The sequence below is a fragment of the Streptomyces sp. NPDC056222 genome (genome assembly GCF_042264065.1).
Taxonomy (GTDB): domain Bacteria; phylum Actinomycetota; class Actinomycetes; order Streptomycetales; family Streptomycetaceae; genus Streptomyces.
This window is the reverse complement of the sequence record NZ_JBHJTL010000001.1, coordinates 237,878-262,852: the sequence shown is the minus strand read 5'-3', so window position 1 is coordinate 262,852 and position 24,975 is coordinate 237,878. Positions and strand designations below refer to the sequence as shown.

General features: G+C 69.6%; 18 protein-coding genes and 2 pseudogenes. 9 read left to right on the top strand and 11 right to left on the bottom strand.

Features of this window, described 5'->3' with window-relative positions; genetic code table 11:
* Nucleotides 1–190: 190 nt before the first annotated feature.
* Nucleotides 191–667, top strand: coding sequence for a GNAT family N-acetyltransferase (locus tag ACFC0D_RS01245; RefSeq protein ID WP_376430337.1), 477 nt, complete (start codon nucleotides 191–193; stop codon nucleotides 665–667).
* 1,434 nt (nucleotides 668–2,101) lie between these two features.
* On the top strand, nucleotides 2,102–2,863 hold the full coding sequence (locus ACFC0D_RS01240) for a hypothetical protein (protein WP_376430335.1): 762 nt from the start codon (nucleotides 2,102–2,104) through the stop codon (nucleotides 2,861–2,863).
* Nucleotides 2,864–3,000: 137 nt separating this feature from the next.
* Here ACFC0D_RS01240 and ACFC0D_RS01235 read toward each other — a convergent pair whose 3' ends face one another.
* Nucleotides 3,001–4,080: a mechanosensitive ion channel family protein gene (locus tag ACFC0D_RS01235; RefSeq protein ID WP_376430333.1), complete on the bottom strand. Its 1,080-nt coding sequence runs from the start codon at nucleotides 4,078–4,080 to the stop codon at nucleotides 3,001–3,003.
* A 516-nt stretch (nucleotides 4,081–4,596) separates the two neighbouring features.
* Here ACFC0D_RS01235 and ACFC0D_RS01230 point away from each other — a divergent pair.
* Nucleotides 4,597–4,761 (top strand): hypothetical protein, encoded by a 165-nt coding sequence (locus ACFC0D_RS01230; RefSeq protein ID WP_376430331.1) that lies wholly within the window; start codon nucleotides 4,597–4,599, stop codon nucleotides 4,759–4,761.
* A gap of 107 nt (nucleotides 4,762–4,868) precedes the next feature.
* Here ACFC0D_RS01230 and ACFC0D_RS01225 read toward each other — a convergent pair whose 3' ends face one another.
* The 5 genes and pseudogenes from ACFC0D_RS01225 to ACFC0D_RS01205 all read right to left on the bottom strand — a co-directional run bounded on the left by ACFC0D_RS01225 (nucleotide 4,869) and on the right by ACFC0D_RS01205 (nucleotide 12,325).
* Nucleotides 4,869–6,749: a hypothetical protein gene (locus ACFC0D_RS01225; protein ID WP_376430329.1), complete on the bottom strand. Its 1,881-nt coding sequence runs from the start codon at nucleotides 6,747–6,749 to the stop codon at nucleotides 4,869–4,871.
* Nucleotides 6,750–7,013: 264 nt separating this feature from the next.
* On the bottom strand, nucleotides 7,014–8,294 hold the full coding sequence (locus ACFC0D_RS01220) for an extracellular solute-binding protein (protein WP_376430327.1): 1,281 nt from the start codon (nucleotides 8,292–8,294) through the stop codon (nucleotides 7,014–7,016).
* 729 nt (nucleotides 8,295–9,023) lie between these two features.
* On the bottom strand, nucleotides 9,024–10,550 hold the full coding sequence (locus ACFC0D_RS01215) for a fused MFS/spermidine synthase (RefSeq protein WP_376430325.1): 1,527 nt from the start codon (nucleotides 10,548–10,550) through the stop codon (nucleotides 9,024–9,026).
* A gap of 250 nt (nucleotides 10,551–10,800) precedes the next feature.
* Nucleotides 10,801–11,249: pseudogene (locus ACFC0D_RS01210) on the bottom strand (dihydrofolate reductase family protein); the annotation flags it as partial.
* A gap of 104 nt (nucleotides 11,250–11,353) precedes the next feature.
* Nucleotides 11,354–12,325, bottom strand: a complete 972-nt coding sequence (locus ACFC0D_RS01205; protein ID WP_376430324.1) for a hypothetical protein — start codon at nucleotides 12,323–12,325, stop codon at nucleotides 11,354–11,356.
* A gap of 434 nt (nucleotides 12,326–12,759) precedes the next feature.
* Here ACFC0D_RS01205 and ACFC0D_RS01200 point away from each other — a divergent pair, with 434 nt between their 5' ends.
* On the top strand, nucleotides 12,760–16,506 hold the full coding sequence (locus ACFC0D_RS01200) for a S8 family peptidase (RefSeq protein WP_376430322.1): 3,747 nt from the start codon (nucleotides 12,760–12,762) through the stop codon (nucleotides 16,504–16,506).
* Nucleotides 16,507–16,601: 95 nt separating this feature from the next.
* On the opposite strand, the gene ACFC0D_RS01195 is transcribed toward ACFC0D_RS01200, so the two are convergent.
* The 5 genes from ACFC0D_RS01195 to ACFC0D_RS01175 form a co-directional block, all read right to left on the bottom strand.
* On the bottom strand, nucleotides 16,602–17,333 hold the full coding sequence (locus tag ACFC0D_RS01195; protein ID WP_376430320.1) for an SDR family NAD(P)-dependent oxidoreductase: 732 nt from the start codon (nucleotides 17,331–17,333) through the stop codon (nucleotides 16,602–16,604).
* Between the two features lie 128 nt (nucleotides 17,334–17,461).
* The gene (locus ACFC0D_RS01190) at nucleotides 17,462–17,737 is read right to left on the bottom strand and encodes a hypothetical protein (RefSeq protein WP_376430318.1); all 276 of its coding nucleotides are present in this window, start codon (nucleotides 17,735–17,737) and stop codon (nucleotides 17,462–17,464) included.
* A 563-nt stretch (nucleotides 17,738–18,300) separates the two neighbouring features.
* Complete coding sequence (locus ACFC0D_RS01185) at nucleotides 18,301–18,897, bottom strand: hypothetical protein (protein ID WP_376430316.1); 597 nt, start codon at nucleotides 18,895–18,897, stop codon at nucleotides 18,301–18,303.
* Nucleotides 18,898–19,015: 118 nt separating this feature from the next.
* The gene (locus ACFC0D_RS01180; protein WP_376430314.1) at nucleotides 19,016–19,294 is read right to left on the bottom strand and encodes a DUF3040 domain-containing protein; all 279 of its coding nucleotides are present in this window, start codon (nucleotides 19,292–19,294) and stop codon (nucleotides 19,016–19,018) included.
* Between the two features lie 22 nt (nucleotides 19,295–19,316).
* The gene (locus tag ACFC0D_RS01175; protein WP_376430312.1) at nucleotides 19,317–20,615 is read right to left on the bottom strand and encodes an SLC13 family permease; all 1,299 of its coding nucleotides are present in this window, start codon (nucleotides 20,613–20,615) and stop codon (nucleotides 19,317–19,319) included.
* A 530-nt stretch (nucleotides 20,616–21,145) separates the two neighbouring features.
* Here ACFC0D_RS01175 and ACFC0D_RS01170 point away from each other — a divergent pair.
* From ACFC0D_RS01170 to ACFC0D_RS01150, 5 genes and pseudogenes are all read left to right on the top strand, one after another.
* Nucleotides 21,146–21,676 (top strand): DUF6584 family protein, encoded by a 531-nt coding sequence (locus ACFC0D_RS01170; protein WP_376430310.1) that lies wholly within the window; start codon nucleotides 21,146–21,148, stop codon nucleotides 21,674–21,676.
* A 102-nt stretch (nucleotides 21,677–21,778) separates the two neighbouring features.
* A pseudogene (locus tag ACFC0D_RS01165) lies at nucleotides 21,779–22,015 on the top strand (IS5/IS1182 family transposase); the annotation flags it as partial.
* A 400-nt stretch (nucleotides 22,016–22,415) separates the two neighbouring features.
* On the top strand, nucleotides 22,416–23,789 hold the full coding sequence (locus tag ACFC0D_RS01160; protein WP_376430308.1) for a rhodanese-like domain-containing protein: 1,374 nt from the start codon (nucleotides 22,416–22,418) through the stop codon (nucleotides 23,787–23,789).
* Between the two features lie 64 nt (nucleotides 23,790–23,853).
* Entirely contained in the window at nucleotides 23,854–24,216 is a 363-nt protein-coding gene (locus ACFC0D_RS01155; protein ID WP_376430306.1) for a rhodanese-like domain-containing protein, read from the top strand.
* Nucleotides 24,213–24,956, top strand: coding sequence for a sulfite exporter TauE/SafE family protein (locus ACFC0D_RS01150; protein WP_376430304.1), 744 nt, complete (start codon nucleotides 24,213–24,215; stop codon nucleotides 24,954–24,956). Before ACFC0D_RS01155 ends, ACFC0D_RS01150 begins: the two co-directional genes overlap by 4 nt.
* Nucleotides 24,957–24,975: the final 19 nt, after the last annotated feature.

Here is a 24,975-nt window from a genome sequence, read left to right as displayed (position 1 = left end):
ATGGGACATCCGGGATGACATCCATGAGGCGTTCCTCAAGCTGGCCTGCTGCGTGATCACCTACAGACGCGTCCGAGCATTGTGTTAGCTCCTCTAAGCCACCGCCCTTCTCGCGCGCCCCTCCCTGAATGGCTCTGGCCGGTAAGGAAATCGCTTCACTCCACCGCGATGTGGCCGGGAAACTCGCCCCATGACCAATGACTTCACCGTACGCCCGGCTCGACCCGCCGATGCGGCCCGCCTGGCCGAACTGCGCTGGACGTTCAAGCACGAGGACCACGAAGGGCAGCCACCGACTCCAGTGCGGCGGCCATTGGAAGAGGCAGAGCACTGGATCCGCGACCGGCTCACGGATGGCCGCTGGTTGGCCTGGGTCGCGGAGACAGAAGGCGAGATCTGCGGTCACGTCTTCCTCTGCCTCGTGGAGCGGATGCCGGAGCCCTACGAGGACAACAACCCGGTCGGCTATGTCACGAACTTCTTCGTGACGCCGCCGCAACGGAACCAAGGAGCCGGCTCGGCGCTCCTCGGGGCGCTGAAGCAGCATTCATGCAGCGCCGGCCTTGAAGGCTTGATCGTCTGGCCGTCAGAGCGCAGTACCCCGCTCTACCAAGGCTTCGGTTTCCAGCCGCCAGAGGAACTGTTGGAACTTCCGCTCGACACCTGATGAGTTCCACTTCTGATGCCCGCCCCAACTGTGTTGATCACGAGCGTTGTTGACGGCGGCTGGGTCTTGTCCATGGCAAGGACCTCCGGTGCAATGGAGGTGCGAGATCGCGACCGATCCCTAACCTCTGTCCCTGGTCGCCTCATTCAAGGACGGTCGCCCGCAGGGTAGCCGCAGCCGGTCAAGCCATGGAATGCTCGTCCCGCCGCTTCAACAGGCGCCGCCGGGGCGCCCGAGGTCTCACGGCCGAACCAGTGACAGTAGGGGGCGGCGCCGGCGGCCGCCGCACGCGTGACGCGCGATCGGTGTCCTGCAGAACCCACTGGACCCGGCCTTTCCCCGCGGCACTCCCCGTCCCAATGCGCCCAGGCACTTCCGGACCTCCGCGTCGACGCGCATGGCCGCCCACGGTTCGAGGTCGGATTCCCGCAGACGAAAACGATCCCGATCGGCCCTCGTCGAGCACGATGTGCCCGCCAGGCGTCGGCCACGGTGCGAGCCGTACAAGATCGGCCGGTGGCAGTCGCTCCCCCACCGCTCCGGCCCCGCAGTAGCGCTCTCGGGCTGTGCCTGCGAGGCCACGAGGTGGAGGTTCGTTCACCCCGATGGCGGGCGGCGCTTCCGGTGTCCGTGACCGGCCCCCTCCATGATCGTTACCGCAGTGGCGGTGTCTGAGGGCGACATCCCCGCCCCTTCGAGTACCGGGAGGAATGACGCGTGGGTGGCTGGATCAGTGTCGGTCTAGGGGCTGCGGCAGCCCTGTGCCCGCTGCAGCAGTGCGGCGACGTAGCCGTCGTGATGGACCACACCCCCACCAGCGATCGCCTGGTGGTGTGCGCCCCGGATGTAGTGATCGACATGGGCTACGGCGATGAGGCACTCGAAACCCCGCGCCCCTCGTGCACGCCGCCGCTTTCCCCGCCGACGTCTCCACCGCCCACGTCGCGGCCGTCTCCACCGTCCACGTTGCGGCCGCCTCCACCGCCTCCGTCCCCGTCGGCCCCCAAGCCCGCATCGCCGACGCCGCCCGAGCCCGTACTCTCAGCTTCACCGGAAGCGGCCCCGGCACTCGTCACACCGGCACCCCCCGCTCCCGGCCCGGACCTGACACCGCCAGTGGACCAGGTGCGGAGCACCACCCCGGCCCCGGCGTCGCCGCAACCGGCAAAGGCGCCTCAAGCCTTCCGGTGGGTGCCGCGCTCGCAATACACCGGTGGTCCGTCGCGTCCGGCTCCGGCCGGTATCTCAATGACCATGTCCACGGTCGTGGTCACCCTGCCGGGTGTTCTTGCCGCGGCCGCTCTGCGGCCGGGGTCCCGTCGCCGCGCCCGTGGCTGACCGCCGTCTCACCGGTGGGCCGGTTGCTCCGCGATCGACCCACCCTGCCTGCCCCGTACTTCGTTCACGTCGCTTCGCTCGTCCTGGAGTTGTGCAATGCCGGAATGGCTCGTCTACACCCTGGCCTCGGTCCTGGTCTGCGTTCTCGTCATCACGGCGACTGTCGTGCGGCACCGCCGCGTAGCAGTCGATGAGGACACCTCCGAGACGCCGGACGTGCTGGAGTACATGGTCATGATGGTCGGCGTCGTCTACGCCATCGTGCTCGGTCTGGCGATCGCCGGCGTGTGGGAAGCCCGTAGTGCGGCCGAGGACACCGTTCAGCGCGAGGCTCAGGCCCTGTACGAGATCGACCAACGCCTGGACGTCTACCCGGCCGCCTTCCGGACGCAGATCAAGGAGCACATCGACGCCTACGCCCGGCACGCCGTCACCGCCGAATGGCCCGCTCTGAAGGACGGCACGCCCGTCGACGGCACCGGCGCCGAGCTGCTGGGCCGCATCCGGAGCGACATCGCGCACCGCACCCCGGCCGACGAACTCCAGGCCCAGGCCTACCAGCCGCTCCTGGACCAGGTAGCTGCCGCGGACGACGCCCGTCACCAGCGCCTGGACACTTCCGGCACGACCCTGCCCGCCGCACTCTGGTTCGGCCTTGTCGCCGGCGCCCTGGTCACCCTCGGCCTGCTCTACACCCTGCAGATCCGCCGCTCCGCGCGCGAACTGCTGTTGGCCACCACCTTCAGCGCCCTCGTGGTCTTCCTGCTCTTCCTCGTCTGGAGCTTCGACGCGCCCCTCGGCCACTCCGGAACGGACTCGGCCCAGCCCCTGAGCGACCTGATCACCACCGCCACCTGATCACGCCCTCGTCCGGTTCCGGCAGCAGGTAACGTGCGGCGCGCGCAGCCGAACAAGTCACCACGCGAGCAAAGCGTCTCGCTGCCTCGTTCCGGCGCGAGCCGCCCACCGGTCCCCTCACCTCTGCCCAGATTTCGTCACGCTGTGGAAAAGCGGTCGTCCCCTCGGCCCTTCGGTGACGTGCCGGGCGCCGGCGCGGTGGCGACGCGTGGAAGGGCGTCAGGGTGCTCGCGGGCGAGCCAGGAGACGAGTTCCTCCCGTACGGCGCAGCGCGTGGCCCACACGTGGTCGGCGTCTCTTGCGGTCACGAGTGCGCGGACCGTTATCCCGGTCGGGGAGGTGTCCGTGACGGCCAGGTCCCAGCCCCGACGGTCCCAGGTGGGACAGGTCTCCAGGAACTCCCGGAGGTGTGTGCGCATCAGCGCGATCGGCGTGGAGTGGTCACAGTGGACGAAGACCGTGCCGGTCATCTCCGCGCCGCCGCGCGACCAGTTCTCGAACGGGCGGGAGGTGAAGTACGAGACGGGCAGCGTGACTCGACGCTCGTCCCAGGTCCGTACGGTGAGGAAGGTCAGCGTCACCTCCTCGACGAGCCCCCATTCGCCGTCGACCACGACCGTATCGCCGATGCGCACCATGTCGCCGAACGCGATCTGGAACCCGGCGAAGAGGTTCGCGAGCGTCGACTGCGCCGCAACACCGGCCACGATGCCGATGATTCCGGCCGAGGCGAGCAGTGACGTGCCGAGGGCTCGGAAGGACGGGAAGGTCACCAGGGCCACGGCCGTGGCGATCACACCGACGGCGACGGTCACCACGCGCATGATGAGCGTGACCTGGGTACGGACCCGGCGCACCCTGGCCGGATCGCGGGACCGCCCGGCGTAACGCGCGTACGACGACTCGACGGCGGCCGACGCCACACGTACGGCCAGCCAGGCGCCACCGCCGATCAGACACAGCAGCAGGACGTGGACGACCGCCTCGCGGTGCTCGCGCAACGGCGCCCAGTCGGAGGCGCGGTGGGTCCACCGCAGTACGACGGTGAACAGGACGACGTACAGCGGTGTTCGGCACCGGCGCAGCAGCCCCCAGAGCGGAGTCTCGGGATGGCGTGCGTCCGCGTGCCGCAGGAACAGGTCCGCCCCGCGGCCGGCGGCGAAGGTCACGAGCGCCGAGCCGCCAAGCAGGAGCGTCAGTCGAAGAAGGCTCTCCATGGCTCCCCAGTCGATGAGTCGTACATGTCCAAAGGACCGTGCCTCTCACCTCACCGCCGAAGCGCCTGTCAAACACACACTCTTCGTCCCCCGGCCTTGCCGGTGGTTGCCGCTGCGACGCTCCCTCGGGCCGAGTCTGCCAGGCACAGCCAGTACTGCCTCGCCATCAGGCCACGCCGCCCCTTGTCGTGTCGTCGGCGTACGTCCAGGCTCCGTCGCAGAGTTCGGTACCGCTCCCCGCCGCGCAGCGCGCCACCTGGCTGGGCCATCGCGCCGCACCCACCCCCTACACCCGCTGCCGACTGTGGGTGCGGAACCCCATCACACCGGTCCCGCCAGGGGCGTGCCTGAGTCGTACGGTGTGGCCGCCCAACGCCGATGGGATGAGGCCTGAGCACTGGTCGGACCAGGCCCGGCAGTCGCCAGCCGCACTGCACGAGCGACCCACACCGCACGGAGCTCACCGCAGCCCCGTACACTCGCTAGCCGATTCCGCCACAGGTAAGGACCACCGCAGTGAACCAGCACGACCATATGAGCCGGGCAGCAGCCGACGCTCCGATCTACGCGACTCTCGTCCGGGAACGCGGGGACGTGCCGGCGGAGGCCAGGCAGGTGGCCGCGCGGGTGCTGGAGGAAGCGGACCGGGCTGTCGACTTCAGCTCGGTACGCGCCGTCTGAACGGACGGCGGAACGAGCCCCAGCCAGGAACCGGACACCGCCGACACAGGCGCGGCGGTGCTGCGGCCGGGCGTACTTCGGGCGCAGCACCGGGGCGGCAGAATCGCTCACTGGTCTCGTCGAGCACGGCGGCGTCTCCCCTCCTCGGAACGCCAGGCGGCAAGCCGTGCCTTGTGCCGTTCCGCAAGAGCTCGGATCTTGTCCGCGTGCGGCCCTTCAGCCGTACCTCTGTCACGCAGGACCCACTCCGCCTGATCGCGGGCAGCGGCACGCACTGCAGGCAGGGGATCGTCCAACAGGCGCAGCGCGTTCAGCAGGGCTTCCGGTGCGAAGGAGCGGCCGAGAAGGTGCATCGCCAGTGCCCGCCGCTCCGGCACCTCGCCCGGCGCCGCAAGGGCGAGAAGTCGTGTCACAGGGACCTCGCGGCCGACGGCCTCCAGGGCGCCGCGTGCGGCCCGGGTCACCTCCGGCGCCGGATCGGACAGCAGCGGCAGGGCTTCGTCCCAGCCGATGGTGTGACGCTGCGCAAGGTGGACAAGAGCCCGGGCCCGAACGCGCGCGAGCGGGTGGCCGAGCAGCGCGCGCAGCGCCGCGGGTTCGTCACGGAGGGCGCGCAGGACGACCGCTCCCACACGTGGGTCGGGATCGTCGGCGTACCGGATCAGAACGTTGTTGCCGAGGGCGCGGAGCCGTCGCAGACCTCCGAGGGCCCGGGCCCGTACGCCACCGTCGGTGTGCCGAGTGAGCGCGCGCAGCAGCGCGGCATCCTCGGGGTCCCGGCGCTCCGCGAGGCCGCTGACCGCCGCGGAGGTGACGGCATCCGGATCGGCGCACACTGCGCGGTACCACTCGTGTGGATCGCCGCCCGCCGCGCATAGTTCACACCGGGCGAGGCCTCGCACCCAGGGAGAGGGATCGGTGAGGTAGGGCACCAGGTCTTCGGACCGTCCGGTGGCCCGCAGCCGTCGGACGGCCAAGCCTCGGACGGCAGCGTCGGGCGCCGCCAACAGCTGGTCCAGAAGAGTCCGTGCAGCCGGCCGATCCAACAGCGCCCGGGCCGCGAGCCGCCGGACGTTCCGGTCGCGGTGGCCCACGGCGAGGTCGGCCAGGTCGCCGGTGGACGGCAGCAGCACGGCAAGCGCGTGTCGGAGAGCCACGACCCGCAACTCGGAGTCCTCGCACGCGTTCAGGAAGGCAAGGAACCGTTTCCGCGCTGCCGCGTCCTGGCCGAGCGAGAGCGCGGCGCGGATCCCTGCGAGGCGCTCGCGGTTCTCCTTTGACGTCATGGCCATCTGGTACAGGGCGTCTTCGTTCAGCAGCCCGGATTCCGCTCCCGCCCGGATGCCTGCCATCCGGGACTCCTCTCCTGCCCGGCCCTCTCTCGCCAGCAGTTCCCGCACGGCTGCTGCACGGATGCCTCCCGTCCGCGCGAGCACCGTGTCCCGTGCCCAGCGGCCGTGCCTGCGACCGCCGAGGCGCAGGGCCAGCGCGGTGAGTGCGCGTGCGGAGTCGTCATCGACCGAGGCGAGGGCCTTGGCGAAGACCGTGCGGGCATACTCCCGTACACGCTCGGCGCCGTCCGCGCAGCGCAGGAGGAGGAGTGGCAGCGGCGCCTCCCCACCGACCGCGTCCAGCACAGCCGCCCGGACCCGTGCATCAGCGTGGCAAAGGCCCAACGCGAGTTCGGACGCCGTCGGCGGGCGTCCCGAGGATGGGCCCGCGCCGGTCCCGTCGTCGGCCTTGCGCCAGTACGGGGCGGAGCCCCAGTCCGCGATCTCTTGGCAGTCGAACCGGCAGCCGACGATCAGGATCGTCGACGAGGTGCTCGATCCGGCGAGACACTCCAGGGTCCTGCGGAAGATGTCGGCGTCAAGCTTGACCCAGTCCTCGGCCCGGCGGGGCGCCACAGCCGAGGCCACGGTCATTCCGTGCAACAGCCGCTCGCCGCCGCCGAGGTGCTGGGTGGGCAGCAGGAAGTCGTTCGCCATGTGGTGGACCGTAGCCCGGCCCTCACCCGGTTCACCTGGCATTTCTTGACGCTCGGGGAGTGCACGGGGGGGTCGATTAGGTCCCTTCGGCCGCGCGGTTGGTCGGCTCGGCGACTCCAGTCCGCAGGCATGGGCAGCGTCCGCGAACGGGTTGTCGGCGGACGCGTTGTCGGCGAAGCGCTCCTCCAGGGAACATGGAAAGCACGACGACGGGAGAAGCGGTCGGTCTCCGCAGACTCCGGGACCGCCAGACCGCCAGACCGCCTACGGCTGCTTCGCTATGTCCTGGACCTCCCGGGCGATGCCCTCCAGCACGGCCTTCGGGTCGGCGGACGGCTCGACGGCCTTGCCGATGTTCCGCTTGATGGTGTCGCTGGCCTGAAGCCAGGACGGTTCGTTGACCGGGTAGAGCTCGGCATTGCGCAGTGCGTTCAGGAACAGTGCGGCGCTGGGGTCCCCCGCCACGGCCTTGGAGGTTTGGCTCGCGGACACCGTCGAGGGCAACAGGTGGTAACGCCCGGCGAATTCACTGAGGTTCTTGTCCTCGTAGACGAATTCCAGGAAATCGCCCACCAATTGACGATTGCCGTCGCGCTTGAAGGCCATCATCCAGTCGGCGACGCCCGCCGACGGCATGGGCTGCCCGTCTTTCAGCGTGTCCGACACCGGCATGCTGATGGTACCGACCTTCATGCCCTTCGCCCTCGCCTCGTGGAGGAGCGAGGGGTAGCCGTTGAGCATGCCGACCTGGCCGCGCAGAAAGGCGGCGAAGGCGTCCTGTCGGTTGAGTTCGGCCGGTGGAACCGGGCCGGTCAGGCCCGGCGCGACCAGGTTGTTCTTGATCCAGCGGAACGTCTGGGTGTTCTGCTCGGACGCGATGTTGTAGCCGCCGCTGATGCCGGCGTAGCCACCGCCATTGCTCAGTTCCCAGATCAGGGCTTCTGCGTGGGCCTCCTCGGGGCCGAGCGGCAGGGCGTACGGGTACAGCACCCCCTCCTCCTTCAGCGCCTTGGCCGCGTCCTCGAGCTCCTCCCACGTCTCCGGCGGCTCCGCTCCGGCCTTGTCGAACAGCGTCTCGTTGTAGAAGAGCAGTCGGCTGCTGGCCACGAAGGGCAAGCCGTAGAGCGTGTTGTCGACCGAACCCGCCTCCGCGAGCGGCGGTAGGAAGTTCGCTTCCGCCTTGATCGACAGCAGCTCACTTGCGGCGTAGAGGCGGCCCTGCGCCGCGAAGTCGGAGTACGCACCCATCAGGGCCACGTCCGGGGCATTGCCTTCCTTGACCAGGCGTGTGACCTCTCGGTCGACATCGGCCCATGGGTAGAGCGTCACCTCGACCTTGCTGCCGGGGTGGGCGGCGGTGAAGGCGGCGGTCAGTTTGTCCCAGTACGCCTTGGAGCTGGTAGCTGGGCTGGTGCCGTACTCGGCGGCCACCAAGCGCAGTGTCGTCTCGCCGTCACTCCCGGACGAGCCGCAGGAGGTGACGAGGGAGCCCAGTAGTCCGAGTGCGGCCACGGAGGCGGTCGCGCCGAAGAGTCTTGGTCGCACGGATCTTTCCTTTTGATTCTTTTGGACAGTGCGTCCGGAATTCTCTCCTGGCTCGGGGCATATGGCGCCCCCTGCCGAAAGGTTGTGGCCATTTCTCCAACTGCGCCGGCGAGGTCTGGTGCTTTCTCATATGCCGACGCCGATTGGGACGCGCGTAGATCCCGCCACATTGTCCAAAGCGACTTCCGGATGGAACATTGACGAGGTCGCTTTGTCCGCGGGCGGACAGCGCCGACCATCCCGGGGACGCCACACAGGTGGAGCTGCCGGCCGGTGCCCCACTACGGTCGGCCGGCCGGACTCTGCGTTCTTCCCTCCGTACGCCTTGCCGCGTCCCGGATCGCGGGCCTCCGCTCACCCCGAACCGGACCCGCTCCCCTGCCGACCCTTCCGGGCCATGGACCTGGCCGATGGGTCTGCACGGGCGCTCCGCGAGCGGTACTGCGGCGATGGACGCAGCGGCCGGCCGGTGACGGAGCGGGCCGGTGACAGAGCGCCGCGGAGGCGGCGCAGCCGCGAACCTGGAGGGCTACCTCGACCTGGACCGCGCCGACGCCGAAGCCGGGGAAGACGCTGGACGAGAGTGATGGACTTCGCCCTGCGCGAGACCGGGTGTCGCCCGGTCCCTGCCGAACAGGGAAGTCACGCCGCAGGACATGGCCAACAGGCTCTGAAGCAGCGTGTTTTCAGGTGTCTCGACGCGGTCTGGATGGGTGTCCTGTCACCGACTCACCCTGTGCTGTAGGGCTGCAGGAGCTGGTCGACGGGTGCGTAGTCGTCGGTGAGCAGTTGCGCGTCGCCGATCCAGGAGGTGAGGTCCGCGCCGGTGGCGATCTTCCAGCCGGTTTTCCGGGCGTCCAGTGCCTTCTGGGTCGCGCGCAGATCAACCGGCCGGTCGGAGGCGAGTACCACCAGATTGCCGCCCTCCGAGGTGGCGGTCGGATCGAGGCCGATGTCGCCGGGTTCGCCGAGGAGGGAGACGTGCTTGAAGGTCGCGCTGAGGGTGGCTACTTCGGCACGCGCGAAGGCCAGACGCCCGTGATCGATGAGGTTGGCGACGTACAGGCCGTCTTCGTCGAGCACCCGCCTCACGTCGGCCATCGCTTCCACGGTGGTGAGGTGCCACGGCACGCTGACGCCCCCGAAGGCGTCGCCGACGACGAGGTCTCGACTGGCAGTGTCCAGGCGGCGCAGGCCGAGCCTGCCGTCCTCGGCTCGTACGTGGATACCGCCTTGTGATGTCAGACCCAGCTGGTCGTGGTCGATGCGCAGGACGCCGCTGTCGATCTCGGACACGAGGCTGCGCGTCCCGGGCCGTGCGGCTGCGAGATATCGAGGGAAGGTGAGGCCACCGCCGCCCACATGGTGGGCGGCGAGTGGCTCGCCTTCGGGAAAGGCGGAATCGACCACCGACGCTACGGCGCGCACATACTTGAACTCCAGAAAGGTCGGGTCGTCGATGTCGACGTAGGAGTGCCGAACGCCGTCCAGAACGAGGGTGCGGCCGCTGTCCCGATCAGGGTCCGCGACGACCGTTGCGCAGTGATACCTGGTCTCCGTGTCGCAGCCACCGGGCGCGACCATGGTGGCGAGGCCGCCGACGGCGACCATGAGCGTCAGGGCAGGCGTGCGGCTCCATCCGCGCGTGCGCCACTCGACCAGCGCCGAGCCGACCACCAGCAGTGTTCCGAGGCCGATCAGGATGCCGCTGACCGGCAACCGCGAAACGAGGACGAAGCCGGTGAGGACCGTACCGACGATGGCGCCGAAGGTGCCGACGCCGGACAGTCGGCCGACAACCGTGCCGGTCTCGGCGAGGCTGGTGAGGCGCAGCTTGGTCACGATCGGCGTCACCGCAGCGAGCAGTGCGCCAGGCACCAGGATGGTCAGCGACGCGATCAACAGGAGCAGCTCCGGTGCCCACTGCGCAGTAGTACGCAGCACGGCAGGGGTGAGTGCGACGACCGCTCCCGACAGCCCGAGCGAGGGGCCGATGAGCCGGCGTGGATTGACCTGGTCGGCGGCCCGCCCACCCAGCCAGGAGCCGACGGCGATCGCCGTGAGGGCGATACCGATCACCAGGGTGCTGGTCTCGAGGGTGAGGCCGAGGTAGGGGGCGAGCAGCCGCAGAGCGACGATCTCCACCACCAGGACCGCGGCCGACGTCCCGAACACGAGCACGGCTGCGGCACGGGGGCCCAGGCCGTGGTTGCGGGGCGTGCCATCGACAACAGGCGAGGAGGACAATCCAGTCACGGGCGACATCGTTGCATGTGGCTCAGCGACGGGATCGCGAAACATTCTGATTGCCTGGCTCACGAGGCCGCGGACCGTGGACCGGAACGGGACGGCCGGTGAGGCGTTCGGCCCGGTCGGCACACTGTGGTGCGAGTCCGGGTGCTGCCGCGGGGCGCGGCCTGGAGGAGTTGGGCCAGGGCTACGATTTCACCGGTTCGAGTCGCTTGCGGAACATCAGGTCGGATTCGGCGCCTCCCCAGGGAGCTCGTCAGCGGCGGATTCGATAGCGCAGGTGGAGCACTCTGTCGCCCTGGATCACCGTGTGCGGATCTTCGAGAAGGTGCTGGGACTCGACCGGCCCGAAGTACCGCTTGCCGGAGCCGAAGACCACAGGCACGACGTCCATCGCCACTTCGTCCACCAGGCCGAGGGCGAACGCCTGACCACCGACGTCGCCTGCCGCCACGGCGACCGTGCGCTCCCCTGCGAGTTCCTTGGCCTTTGTGATCGCCCGTGCCACGTCGCCGACGAAGTGGTACGACGCCTCGGGGTGCCACCCGTCGGGCTTGGGTCGGTGCGACACCACGACCACGTGTTCACCCGCCGGTGGTGCCCCTTCCCAGCCGTTGGTGATGTCAACAGGTGGCGCCCGATCACCATCGAGCCGATGCCTGCCCAGATGGGCCTGACATACTCCGCCGAGACTTTCGAGACCTTTGTCAACACGCCGACCGCCCGACTGACGCCTCGACGCACCCTCGTACGGACCTGAGTCCCGTCGCGCCCACCTGGCCCGGTCCGACCCGCGCCTCCCGCGGGAGCTACTGGATATTCAGACGGAACGGGTGCGAGAGGTCCGCGGGGCATGCGAAGACGCGGAGTTCACCGAAGCGGCCCACGTTGAGATCCGGGTCCTGGCCGCTGTCGAGGGTCAGCATGAGGCGCATCCGGACCCCGCAATGGCAGTCGATGGGAACGAGGTCGGTGAGGTGCCAGCTCGGCCAGCCGCCGACCTTCCAGCCGGGCAGACAGGCGAGGAGGCGGGCGTACTCGACGCCCCGATCCTCGGCCCACGCGTCCGCAGTGTCGACGAGGTCCTCCGGGAGCTCGTCCTGGTCGGGCAGGTCGACGACGCGGACCGGGTCGAGGACGCACGGCTGCGGCAGATAGGCATCCCGGGCCTGATCCGGCCGGGGCGGGTCCAGTATCGCGCCGACAGTCTCCGCCACGCGGTGCCGCAGCGCGATGTTCGGCCCCCAATAGTGCGGCAGGCCGGGCAGCTCGGCGTGGTCCACAGGGCACCACAGCATCTGGAGCCGGTCCGTTCCGTCCGGCATGGGCAGGTCGGGGACGTCCCGCGCATGGAGCTGGAGGACGGGGACCATGGGGACGGGTGCGGCAGGGGGCTCGTGCACCGTCCGGATGCGCTCCCATGTGATCCTGTCGAGCACGCCGGCGCCATCCATGATCCGGCTCTGGGTCTCGACCTCCTCCTCGGTCAGCACGTACGGGCCGCCGCCGCGCGCCTGACGCCGCGCCTTCATCTCGCGGTCGACTTCCTCCCAGAGCTCACGGTCCCGATCCGACAGTTTCTCGTGCTTGCGGACCACGTGCGGCGCCTGGCATACCGGCCACGGCTCGTCTGTGGGCCACAGCAGCGGACCTCCGACGGAGTTGTCTCGCGGGCCGGGATCACCGGCCGTGGGTCGGAGCAGGGTGGCCGTCCTGGCGTGGGCCGCGAAGGCGGAGACGTTGTCGATCAGTGCCTGCGGAGCAAGATTCTCGGTGGTCACGGTCGCGTTCCTCCATGGCTGGACGGGCCGGGAGTCCAGCTGGTCCTCGGCGAGATGTTCGGGACGGGCGGGTGCCTGCTCGCAGGTGTCGCGGTCCGCTGCGGGGGCGCAGGCCGGTCCCGCCCGCACGTACGCCCCAGCGGTGCAGAGGCGCGTACGCGAAGGACTCGACGCGGCGCATGTGGATCATCCTCGTCGTCCGCCCCGCACTCCCGCAAGGAGCGGCCGCGCCGAGACGGGCGCCCAGCGCGCCTCGCCTGCCGACGGAGCCGCGCGTCCGAATGATGCAGACGCGGAGTGCAAGGGCGCCCGGGCGTGGCGGTGTTGCGCCATGGCGGCCTTCCGCCCTTCCGCTCCACTGTCACAGCGGCGACTCCTGGCTCCAATGTGCTCCCTGTGAACTTCGCGACACCTTCAGGGAGTTGGTACAGCGGATGAGATCGAGATCAAGGACCGCGGCCGTCGTCGCGGCCGTCGCGGTGACGCTGCTCGCCACCGGACTGCCCGCGGCCGCCGGGCCGGAGACCGACCGACCGGGGCCCGCACGCGCAGGGGTGCCCAGTGGTCCCGTACCCGGACAGCGGACCGTCACGCTGGTGAGCGGGGACCGGGTCAGTTTCGCCGGGAGCGGGATTCAGGTCAGCGGGGTGAGTCCGGGCAAGGGCCGGGAGCACATCGCGTTCACACGGGTGAGGGTCGACGACCATGAGTACGTCATCCCGGTGGACGCCACGCAGGCCCTCGCGGACGGGCGTGTGGACCGGCAGCTCTTCGACATCACTGTGCTCGTCGCGCAGGGGTACGACGATGCCGCCCGCTCGGACATTCCCCTCATCGCGACGGCACAAGGCGGGCCCGCGCTGCGTGGCTCGGCCCAGCGGGAGTCGTACCCAGCGCTCGGGCTGACAGCCCGTACCGTGCGCAAGTCGGAGGCGGCGACGGCCTGGCATGGCTTCCTCGCGGGTACGGGCGGCGGCACGTCACGCACCACCGCCTCCGGGAAGCTGTGGCTCGACGCCAAGGTGAAGGCGAGCCTGGACCGGTCCGTCGCCATGACCGGCGCCCCCGAGGCATGGCGCAAGGGCCTCGACGGCAAGGGCGTGAAGGTCGCGGTGCTCGACACCGGTTACGACCCTGCCCATCCGGACCTGAAGAACAAGGTCACCGCCGAGCAGAACTTCACCTGGGACGAGAGCATCGCCGACCGCAACGGCCACGGAACGCACGTCGCGTCGACCGTCGCAGGCAGCGGAGCCGCCTCGCAGGGCCGGTACAAGGGCGTGGCGCCCGGGGCGGACCTGCTCGTCGGCAAGGTCCTCGACGGTGGCGGATCCGGTTACATCAGCTGGATCCTCGAGGGGATGGAGTGGGCGGCCGTCCAGGACGCCGACATCGTCTCCATGAGTCTGGGCTCCAGTCTGCCGAGCGACGGCAGCGATCCGCTGTCGCAGGCGGTCGAGACCCTGTCGGCCGACGGCGGGCCGCTGTTCGTCGTCGCCGCAGGCAACGACGGCGCACCGCGCACGATCGGCTCGCCGGCAGCGGCGCCCAGCGCACTGACGGTCGGGTCGGTGACGAAGGAGGGCGCCATGTCCTCGTTCTCCTCCCGCGGTCCCGCGGTCGCCGACGGCGGCGTCAAGCCGGAGATCACCGCGGCGGGCAGCGCCATCACCGCCGCCCGCGCGGCGGGGACTCTCGACGACGCCGCGGGCAGCGAGTTCTACGCGACGATCAGCGGCACGTCGATGGCGACGCCTCATGTCTCCGGCGCGGCCGCCATCCTCAAGCAGCGGCACCCCGACTGGAGCTCCCGGCAGCTCAAGGCGGCGCTGGTCGCCACCGCCGACCCCGTCGACGGCGCGGGCGTGTACGAGCAGGGCTCGGGCAGCGTGGACGTGCCCGGCGCGCTCGCGTCCCGGGTCACCGCCACCCCCGCGGCGGTCTCCGCCGAACTGGCCTGGCCGTACACAGGCGCTCCGACGCGCACGGTCACGTACCGCAACAGCGGCGGCAAGGACGTCCGGCTCACTCTCTCCCTGAGCGGGAAGGCTCCGGTCGCGCTCACGGCGCGGCAGCTCACGGTCCCGGCCGGCGGTACGGCCTCCACGACCGTACGGATCGACATGAGCCGGGTCTCCCCCGGCGCCCACAGCTCCTGGATCACCGCGCGGGGCAGCGACGGCAGCACGGCGCGCACGCCCGTCGGTGTGGACGTCGAGGGACCGAGCGCCACGCTCACCCTCCAGCCCCCCGCGAAGCGGGCCGGCGTCGAGGCGGCGTACACGAACCTCGTGGTGCAGAACGAGAAGACGGGTGAGTCGCAGCTCGTCGGCCTCACGACGGAGCCCGAGGAGATCCGGGTGCCGGTCGGCGACTACCGGGTCTTCGGCGGGGTGTGGGAGTACGTCGCGCACGGCGAGGCAAGCGCTCCCGAGACCTCAGTCGCCGTCGCTCAGCGTGTCTCCCTGACCGGCGACCGCACACTGAAGGTCGATGTGTCCGCGGCGAAGCCGGTCACACAGGGCATCGACGACCCGGAGATGCGGATCAACGAGCAGGGCTCGGCGACGGGAATCGTCTCGTCGACGGGGGCGGGCCGGCCGACGACGGGGCTTGCCGCGCCGATCTTCGGCGGTGCGTACAAGTCGTACGCCGTGGGCAGCGCCCCGATACCCGGGCTGACGTACTTCTCGGCCGCGTCCTGGGAGCAGCCGTACGTCCTCGCGACGATGGTCGGCGGCGCCGCGGCCCCGGTGGACGTGCCGGTGCGGCTCGTGTCCTGGGGTCGGATGGACTGGGATCTGGAGAAGCAGGTCGTCGACGCGGGCAGTGGCGAGGACCTGACCGGCATGGAGCTGAAGGATCGGATCGTGCTCTTCGAAACGGGCTGGTCCGTGCCGTGGGAGGAGCGGGACCGGCGCTACGCGGCGATCAAGGCGGAGAAGCCGGCAGCGATCCTGATGTCCGGGTACGCGTCGTTCGACGTGGCGGACCCGCCGCTCGGCGTCGACACGCTCGGCATGGCCCTGCTGCGCGAGCGCCTCGCCCAGGGGGAGGTGACGCTGCGGATCAAGGGCGAACGCAACGGCGACCGCACCTACTTCACCTTCCACAAGCACGACGACGGGGTTCCTGCTGGTGCGCACTGGCAGGACCGCCGCCGGGACCTGGCGGGCGTGGAACACAGCTTCCGCACCACCGGATACCCGAACGACCCGAAGGGGATCTACGGCTGGGTGACCCACCAAGGCCTGCGGCTGGCCCAGCAGTCGACCCTGTTCCGTGCTCCGCACCGAATGACGGCGTACTACACGCCGGACGTGCCGTGGACGACGGCCACGTTCGAGTACGCGATCGACGCCGACGGCCCGCTCGGGGTCCAGTACTCGAATCCGACCGTCTTCCGCGAGGGAGGTACGGTCAAGGACAACTGGTTGACCGGCCCGTTCAACCCGTCGCTGTCGGTGGCGGGTCCCGACGGCCGGGCGCAGGCCACGCGCGACGGGGACAAGGTGCGTCTCGCGCTGCCGATGTTCTCGGACGCGGCGGGTCACCGGTCGGATCCGGCGAGGGACCTGGAGTCGGGTGAGACGACGCTGCGCGAGGACTCGGGCCGGGTCGTGGCACGCAACGACGAGCCGGGGCAGGGCGCCTTCGACGTACCGCGCAAGGGGCAGTGGTACGAGCTGACGTCGACGGCACACCGCGACCATCCCGACTGGTCCCTTGGTACACATGTCACGGATGTCTGGCGGTTCCGCTCGGAGCACACCGCCGGCGAGAGCCCGCTGCCGCTCCTCGACACGCGCTACGACATGGCGGGGCTCGACGGCGACAACTCGGCTCCGGAGGGCCGGGAGTTCACGTTCGGGCTGGAGATCGGCCGCCAGGCGGGTGTACGCGGCGGCGCGGACGTGGACCGGGTGTCGGTCCAGTACTCCACGGACGACGGCGCCACATGGCAGGCGGCGCGCGTCGGCGGGCGGGACGACGAACGGCGGGTGACCGTACCGGCGATGAAGACCGGCTGGGTCTCCCTCAAGGTCACCGCCGAGGACCGCTCGGGCGCATCGGTGACGGAGACGGTGACCCGGGCCTACCGGGTCGGCTGCCCCGAATACTGGTGCTCGTTCGCTCCGACGTGGCCACACTGGCCGGCAGTCGGCACCGTGACGCGATGACACGCGGATGACGAGTGCTGCGGGCCGCCCTTCGGGGTGCCCGCAGCACTTCGGCATCCGAGCGACGGGCTCACGGGTACCGGTCCCGTCATGCGTCAGACCATGGCTGTGCCCGTGCATTCCGCGAGCGCGGCCAGTAGTTCGGTCTGGAAGTCGACGTCGTGCACGGCACCGTGGGGATCCTGCAGCCGCTGGTGATACCAGTACCCGCCGCTGGAGCGCGCTCGCGAGTCGTCGGTGGTGGCGAGCCACTCCTGGGTGAGATGCCCCAGCCGCAGGTCGTCGGGCGCGCCGGGACCTCCCATCCTCGTGGGCACCCAGCCGGGATCGACGGCGTTGCTGATCACGTTCGGCCAGATCCGGGCAACAGCGGCGGCGAGGGTCGTCACGAAGAGCTTGCTGTCCGAGTAGGAGCCGGTTGCGCGCCGTCCGCTCCAGTCGATGTGGGCCAGCTCCGCCCTCCCGCCCCTGTGCATGCCGCTGCTCAGGTACACCAGCCGCTGCGGGCGCTGAATGAGTGCCGTGAGCAGATAGGGCGCGGTGACGTTGACGGGCATGATGTGTGGGCCGGTGTAGACACCGGCGTTGTGGATCACGGCATCCATCGGACCGAGCCGGTTCACCTGCTCGGCGACGCTCGACGTTTCGTCCTGGTCGGCCAGGTCTCCGACGACTGCCGGGACGCCTCGGTCGACGAGATCGCGGACAGCGGTGAGGCGTTGGGCACTGCGTGCGTGGAGGACGACGTCATGGCCGGCGGCCATCAGCGTTTGCGCGGCGGCTCGGCCGAGTCCGTCGGCGGAGCCGGTGATGAAGATGCGTGCCACGGTGTTCCCTTCCACGGACCTTGGCGCCAGCGCGCGGCGGCAGGCGGGCAGCAGCCCTTGCTTTCGCTTCATCTACCTCGTGCGTCGTCCGTGGTCGATTCTGCTGCGTGAAAGGCCCGGCGCGGCCCCTATGACGGCGACGGCGTGGTTGCTGTGCCGGCGCCAGCGGCCCGGATCTCGCGGCAGGCCAGGGCGATGGCTGCAAGATTGAGCGGGAAGGCGACGAATTCGGCCGGTTCGCTGACGCCGACGCCGCGCAGGAGGCTGGTCGCGGTCGCGGCGAGCAAAAGGGCAACGGGCAGGTAGCGGCGCCACGCGGGCAGGGCGCGGATCCGGGCAGCCTTGAAGGTGACGGTCAAGGCACATGCGAAGAGAAGCACGTACAGGGCGAGGGTCAGCAGCACGGGCGGACGGTTCCTTCAGGGGTCAGCGGTCGGGGTTCGATGAGCCCGACACGGATGGCGTACTGGGTCAGTTCGAGGCGGTCGCGGAGGTCGACTCCGCCGCGAGGTAGCGGCCGAGCACCTCACCGAGAGGACCGGGGCGGAGGGACAACTACATGACTCAACGCCATTCCAGCCAGCCACCCCTGCGCTCGGACCTACGACTGAGCCTACGTGCCTGTTTCATTCTCGCTTGGTCGAAATGGTCGTTGAAATCCGTGTCGGCACCCATACTTCGCTCATCGCGGGGCACGTGCCGGCGGCCGAGTGGGCCGCCGGCAGGGAACGACAACGACGCCCCTGTACGGCCCTGCCGTGCTTGCCAAGCCAGCAGGCGGGTTTTCCGCGTCGGCCGACGGACCCGCCACGTGATTACGACTCTGAACAGGCCAGTTAGTTGATGGGCTGTAGCAGGCCATTTCTTCGGATTTCCCGCTCGACCGACAAACGAGATATCTCATGACCGGCGACGACCATGAGAGCAAGCCTCCCGCGCGGCACCAGGGGCGCTGATGTCTCCCCGCTCAGCGAAGACCGCGCTTCTCGCGTTCGGCTTCGATCAGCTCCTCCATGAGTTCCTCCGGATCCACCGTGTACTCGGTGTCATCAAGGGTGTCGTAGTCCTGGGTGCCTAGCGGTAGGCCAAGCTCGGCGAGTTCGGCGGCCAGTTGCGTGAACGCGATTCGCTCTTCGGGCTCATCCTGGTAGCTCGCCCGCTCGGCAGCGGCCGCCTGTGTCAGGGTGAGGCCGACCAGGCTCCAGAAGGTGAACTCGGTGTCCAGCTCTGTGAGATGCCATGCACGGTCCGCGGGTTCGTCGGGGTGCAGCCAGTAGCCGATCCACCCCTTCCCGCCCTTCGCCACGAGCTTGACGTACTTGGCCATCTCGGCGGCTGCGGCGTTGACGGCCTGCATCTCCGGGTCCGCGAGTTCCTTTTCGCTCAGATAGCTGATGTCCAGGAGCGGGTGGACCTCTCCCGCCTCGAAGAAGACGAGGTCGAGAAGGCGGGTGAATTCGGTACGGCCTTCCCACTGCGCCTCCAGCAGAACTCGCAGATCGTCGGGTATCGGACGGCCGTCCAGCCGCTCGCGGGAGAACTCGGCGAGCCGTTCGTCGTACATACGCCCTCTCCAGAGGTCGAAGCAAGATCCTCACGTCAACGTAACAGCGGTGTCTGACAAGAGGCTGGGCATGCCGGCGACTGCCGAGCACCCCCGTGATCCGGACTCAGAACACGTCCTAGCGCCTCCGTCGGTGGAGGCGGCGACGTCGGGTGTCGAGGAGGTTCACGGCAATTGCGGTCATGACCAGGCCGCTCGCCAGCAGCAGTCCGTTCGGCACAAGCGCTCCGGCGACAAGGGCGGCCAGCGCGAGGGCCAGGGCCAGCCATGCCCGGCCGCGGCGGTACTCGCGGGGCCGCCGGGGGCAGCCCTTGTGCAGGCCACGGGCGAAGCGGGGATCGTCATGCCACAGTCGGGCCTCGAGATCGGCGATCCGCTCGTCGTCGGGTTCGCCCATTGCTGTCAACTCCCTTCGGTGGTCAGGCGAGCGCGAAGTAGCGGAGCCAGACATACAGGCTCGCGACGGTGATCGTGACGGCGGTGACGACCAGGCCGTAGCGGCTGAACTGCCAGAAGGAGATGTGGTGTCCGCTGCGGTCGGCGATTCCCACGACGACGACGTTGGCGGAGGACGCGATGATCGTCGCGTTGCCGCCGAGGTCCGCTCCCAGGGCGAACGACCACCAGAGCACGCTCGCCTTCTCCGTTCCGCCGGAGGAGGCGACGATCTCGGAGACGATCGGGCTGACCGAGGCGACGAACGGGATGTTGTCTATGACGGCGGAGGGGATGACGGATCCGAACAGAAGGGCCATCGACGCGCCGAACAACTGCCCCTCGGTGGCTCGGGCGGCGGCCTCGCCGATGTCGGTGATGATCCCGGTCTGCAGCATCGCACCGACCATGACGAACAGGCCGGTGAAGAACGCCAGCGTCTCCCACTCGACGTCGGCCACCACCTCCCTGGTGTTCAACCGCGAGACGGCAAGGAGTGCCAGGCCGCCGGCGATCGCCACGACCGAGGGCTCCAGGTGAAGGGCCGTGTGAAGGACGAAGCCAGTCATCACGATCGCGACCACGACACCGCTGACCGCCAGCGTCCTGCCGTCCGTGATGGCGTCCCGCTCGCGCATCGCCATGATCGTGGCCGCACGCTTGGGGTCGTAGGAGAAGGCGGAGCGGAACATCCACCGGCACAGGGCGACAAGTACCGCGATCAACAGCATGGAAATCGGAGCCATGTGGAGCAGGAAGTCGTTGAACGACAGGCCTGCCCGGGAACCGATCATGATGTTGGGCGGGTCGCCGATCAGGGTGGCCGCGCCGCCGATGTTGCAGGCCATCACCTCGGCGATCAGATAGGGCACCACTGGCAACCCCAGGTCGCGGCATACCGCGATGGTGACCGGAGCGATCAGAAGCACGGTCGTGACGTTGTCGAACCAGGCGGAGAGGAACGCCGTAGCGAGAATCAGCAGCACCATCAGCCGGTAGGGACGGCCTCGAGCCCGCTTGGCAGCCCAGATCGCCACGAACTCAAACAGCCCCGTCCGCTTGAGAACCGAGACGATCAGCATCATCCCCAGCAGCAGGAAAATGACATTCCAGTCGACGCCCGTTTCGTCGGAAAAGAAGGCGTGCTCGGCGCTCGTCGCTCCAATCAACAGCATCACCACCGCGCCCCCGAGCGCCGCGGTGACCCGATGCACTCGCTCGGTCGCGATCAGGACATAAACGGTGGCGAACACCGCCACCGTCAGCCATGTCGTGATGCTCACGGAGGAAGCACCCCGCTCGGCTCATCCGGCGGGACAGAGAGGGAATTGCATCGCATTGGAGCTGGTGGGGTAGTCATCGGCGCGGACTCCGTTCGTGCCGTGGCCATGAACACAAAGCACCAGCCCGACGCGACACTCCTCATAGCAGCAGCCGGATGGAGCCGTAGGGGTGTTCCTTGACCCCACCATCACCCGCAACATCAGTCACCGGCTATCAGGTCTGACACCCATTTTTCGCATTTCGGTGCACGCCACCAGATGCGTACGCGCGTCGGCGAAATCCCTGCACCTGCGGCTCTTGGATTCCGAATCGCAGAGATCAGCAGGCGTCAGGAATGCGTGAAACGAGCGTCGCCGTCAGCAGCGTTTGTGAAATTCGAAGATGGAAGACACATGCAGCGAGTGCGGACCTCGCACCAAGGACTGTCCCGCAAGTGAGGGTGTCCCGTCTGCGTTCCCGTTGGGAGTGAGCAGGTGCTGGGCAAACAATCAGGTCGACGGGGACCGGTGCGATACTCGATCATGCATTCATGCCCCTGAGAGAGACCCTTGCCCGAGTCGATGCAGACCTGGCCGCCGGCCGGGTTCCCGTCGCGCGCCAGCGTTTGCGCGGTCTCGTCTCATCCTTCCCGTACGACCTGACGCTCCGTCGTCGTCTGGCCGAGGTGTACCGGCTCTACGGCGACGTCGCCGAGGCTGGACGCTGGATGTACCTCGAGGAGGACCGCAACGCCGACGAGACCGCCGCCTTCGAGGCGCGGTACGGATCTCCCGCGTGGCGGATGAAGGCCCTCACCTGGCGCGGCCCCGAGGCGATGGCTTCCACCGCCTTCGCGGAGAAGCAACTGGTCGCAGTGCGGGCCGCCTGTGCCGAGGAGCTGGAGCACCCTGTCGACTGGGACGACCCCGCCTCCTACCGGGACGGTCTGGAGGAGAAGTACGAGGAGGTGCCCTCCGAGCCGTGGACCGTCGGCGGTGTGCTGGCGGGCGGCGGCTGCCTGGTGGGGGCCCTCGCGTTCATCGCGATCTGGGTCAATGGAGTCATTGCCCTCTTCGACTGACCCAGGTCTCCAAGAGGCCGGTGGAGAGTGCCGCTCAGGTTCGGTGGGGCGTCGAAAACTGCCGTGAGCGGGACCCCTGGGGAGGGAAGCAATGATCCCGCGATGTCTGCTGCGACTACGGCGTCGCAGCCGTTCTGGATAGCTCCGTTCACCGGGTTGAGCCCTCTCTGTTTCGGCACGGTGGTAGCGCAACTGCGGCACGAAGGAGCTGGCGCGGTCCGCAGCGGTCGGCCGTGGAGCCTGCGACTTGAGGACCGGGTGCTACTGGTCACAGCGTGCTGGCGCACCGACTTGGCACTGCGGCAGCTCGCCCCGCTGTTCGGTGTCTCGAAGTCCGCTGAAGCGTGTCACTCCGCAAAGTCGTGATGTGACCCCTGAAGCGCGAACGCCGTGCAGGCGCAGAGGCTTCAGAGACCTCCTTCGACGACGCAGGCCCCTGCCATCCAGTGCGGTCGATGTCCGAAGGTCGATCGTCCAGGGGCCCTCGCAGCCGAAGCGTTCGACACCCCGTCGGTGTGCGCCGCCCCGTTCGCATCGTTGGCCGCCCGACAGTGCGGGCAGGACAGCGCGGGGCCCGCCCGTGGGAGCCGACCCATCCGCCTCCCGCAGTCTCCTCTCCGCCGTGGGTGAACCGCTCCCGCGGCGGTTGTCGCGCACCTTCGAAAATACCCCCCCGGGTATCTCTGCTACGGTTGACGCAGATACCCCGGGGGGTAACTGTGCGATGAGGGAGAGTGCCGTGTTCTTTGCCGACGTTCTGGAGACCGAAGGTCTGGGCAACCGCAGCCACCTGGCCGGGGGCGCCCGTGCGGCGGTCGTGGTGGACCCGCCCCGGGACATCGACCGGGTGATCGCTGCGGCGGCGCTGCGCGGGGTACGGATCGCGGCGGTCGCCGAGACGCATGTGCACAACGACTACGTCACCGGAGGCCTGGAGCTCTCTCGGCTGACCGGGGCTCGATACCTGGTGCCTGCGGGGGCGTCGGTGACGTACGCGCGGGTGCCCGTGGCGGACGGGGACGTGGAGGAGGTCGACGAGGGCCTGGTGCTGCGGGCCGTCGCCACCCCGGGGCACACTCCGCACCACACCTCCTACGTGTTGGAGGAGGACGGGCGGGCAGTGGCCGCGTTCACGGGCGGGTCTCTGCTGATCGGCAGCGTGGGGCGGCCGGATCTGGTGGAGCCGCGCCTGACCGAACAGTTGGCGCGGGCCCAGCATGCCTCCGCTCTCCGCCTCGCGGCGGAGCTGGCCGACGAGGTGGCGGTGATGCCCACCCATGGATTCGGCAGCTTCTGCTCCTCCGCCCAGGCCGGCGGGACCCGCAGCACCATCGGTGCGGAGAAGGCGTCCAACCCTGCGCTGGTTCAGGATGTGGAGACGTTCGTGAAGGAGCTGTTGGCCGGGCTGGATGATGTGCCGGCCTACTACGCGCACATGGGCCCGGCCAACTCCGCGGGCCCGGCTCCCGTGGACCTGACCGCACCACGGCGCGCCGACGCCGACGAGATCGCGGGTCGTCTGGCGGCGGGCGAGTGGGTGGTCGACCTGCGCAATCGGGTGGCGTTCGCCGAGGGGCACGTGGCCGGTTCGTTCAACTTCGAGGTCGAGGGGCAGTTGGCGACCCATCTGGCGTGGATGATCCCGTGGGGCAAGCCTGTGACGCTGCTGGCGGGAAGTGCCGAGGACGTCGCCCGCGCTCAGCGCGAGCTGGCCCGGGTGGGCATCGACCGCCCCGCCGCAGCCTCCGTCGGCTCACCGGCCGACTGGGTCGCCGGGCAGGAAGAACCGGCGTCGTTCCCGCGCGCGACGTTCGCCGACCTGGCCGCCGCGCGCGGGCGGGGCGAGGACGTGGTCGTCCTCGACGTACGCCGCGCCGGCGAGCGGGCCGGCGGCTGGATCGAGGGCAGCGTGCACATACCCGTCCACCAGGTCCATCAGCGCCTGGGCGAGGTGCCCGCGGGCACGGTGTGGGTGCACTGCGCGGGCGGGATGCGCGCGGCGATCGCCGCATCCGTGCTGGACGCGGCGGGCCGTGACGTGGTGGCCATCGACGACGGCTACGCAGCCGCCGCAGACGTCGGCCTCGTGCTTGTCACTCCCGCCGGGAACTAACCCCCACAGCGTCGTCTGCCGGGCCGTCGGCGGTCCCGCAGACGAGGACCACGCAAGGAACAGCATGCTTTTCTCCCGACGCGGCCCCGGCCGCATCACTCCGTCCGAGGCATATCGCCTGGTCCGGGACCGTACAGCCGCGCTGCTCGACGTCCGGGAGGCGGACGAATACCAGGCCGGTCACGCGCCCGGTGCGCTGCATGTGCCGCTGTCGCGGCTGGCAGCCGCCGGAGCGGATACGCCCGGCAGCCGGGACGGGCACAGCCTGGTGCTGATCTGCCGTTCGGGCAAGCGTTCCCGGCAGGCCGCGCGACTGCTCGCCGAGCGCGGCGTGGAGGCGGTGGACGTCACCGGCGGCATGATCGCCTGGGCCGAAGAGGGCCTGCCCGTCCAGGACGCGCACGGCCAGGCGGGCACCGTCATATGATCGCGCTCGTCCTCGCCCTGCTCGCCGGGGCGCTGGTCGGCCTGGCGCTGGGCTCGCTGGGGGCGGGCGGCAGCATCCTGACCGTCCCTGCCTTGATCTACCTGCTCGGTTTCAGCCCGGTCGAGGCGACCACCGCCGGCCTGGTCATCGTGATCGCCACCTCGGCCACCGCCCTGGCAGCCCATGCCCGCGCCGGGAAGGTGCGCTGGCGGGCCGGGCTGCTGTTCGCGGCGGCCGGACTGCTGCCCGCCGCGGCGGCCGGTGTTCTGTCCGCGCACATTCCCGCCACCATACTGACGCTCGCTTTCGCGGCCCTGGCCGTGCCGGCGGGCCTGCGGATGCTGCGCCACCGAACGCCGCCCGAGAACGCGACGGTGTCCGTCGCACGCGCGGCGGGAGCGGGGGCCGGGCTCGGCGCGGTGACCGGCTTCCTCGGCGTCGGCGGCGGCTTCCTGGCCGTGCCTGCCCTGGTGGCCGTGCTCGCCGTACCCATGAGTGCGGCCGTGGGCACCAGCCTGCTGGTCATCATCGTCAACGCACTGGTCGCCCTCGCTGCGCGCGCGACCACGGGGGTCAGCCTCGACTGGGCGCTGATCATGCCGTTCATCGCGGCGGCGGTCCTGGGAGCCTGGGACGGCAGGCGGCTGGCTGCGAAGATCGCACCCGCCGCCTTGCAGCGGGTCTTCGGCGCCCTGCTGCTGGCCGTGGTCGCGGCAATGGCGGCGGGCGTGACGCTGTGACACAGCCCTGGGGCCCGCC

Excerpts from the sequence above, each read along its gene's own strand:
- ACFC0D_RS01225 (WP_376430329.1), bottom strand. The coding sequence starts at position 6,749 with ATGGCGAACGACTTCCTGCTGCCCACCCAGCACCTCGGCGGCGGCGAG.
- ACFC0D_RS01180 (WP_376430314.1), bottom strand. The coding sequence starts at position 19,294 with ATGGGCGAACCCGACGACGAGCGGATCGCCGATCTCGAGGCCCGACTG.
- ACFC0D_RS01240 (WP_376430335.1), top strand. The coding sequence starts at position 2,102 with ATGCCGGAATGGCTCGTCTACACCCTGGCCTCGGTCCTGGTCTGCGTT.
- ACFC0D_RS01185 (WP_376430316.1), bottom strand. The coding sequence starts at position 18,897 with ATGTACGACGAACGGCTCGCCGAGTTCTCCCGCGAGCGGCTGGACGGC.
- ACFC0D_RS01155 (WP_376430306.1), top strand. The coding sequence starts at position 23,854 with ATGCTTTTCTCCCGACGCGGCCCCGGCCGCATCACTCCGTCCGAGGCA.
- ACFC0D_RS01170 (WP_376430310.1), top strand. The coding sequence starts at position 21,146 with ATGCCCCTGAGAGAGACCCTTGCCCGAGTCGATGCAGACCTGGCCGCC.
- ACFC0D_RS01150 (WP_376430304.1), top strand. The coding sequence starts at position 24,213 with ATGATCGCGCTCGTCCTCGCCCTGCTCGCCGGGGCGCTGGTCGGCCTG.
- ACFC0D_RS01200 (WP_376430322.1), top strand. The coding sequence starts at position 12,760 with ATGAGATCGAGATCAAGGACCGCGGCCGTCGTCGCGGCCGTCGCGGTG.
- ACFC0D_RS01235 (WP_376430333.1), bottom strand. The coding sequence starts at position 4,080 with ATGGAGAGCCTTCTTCGACTGACGCTCCTGCTTGGCGGCTCGGCGCTC.
- ACFC0D_RS01245 (WP_376430337.1), top strand. The coding sequence starts at position 191 with ATGACCAATGACTTCACCGTACGCCCGGCTCGACCCGCCGATGCGGCC.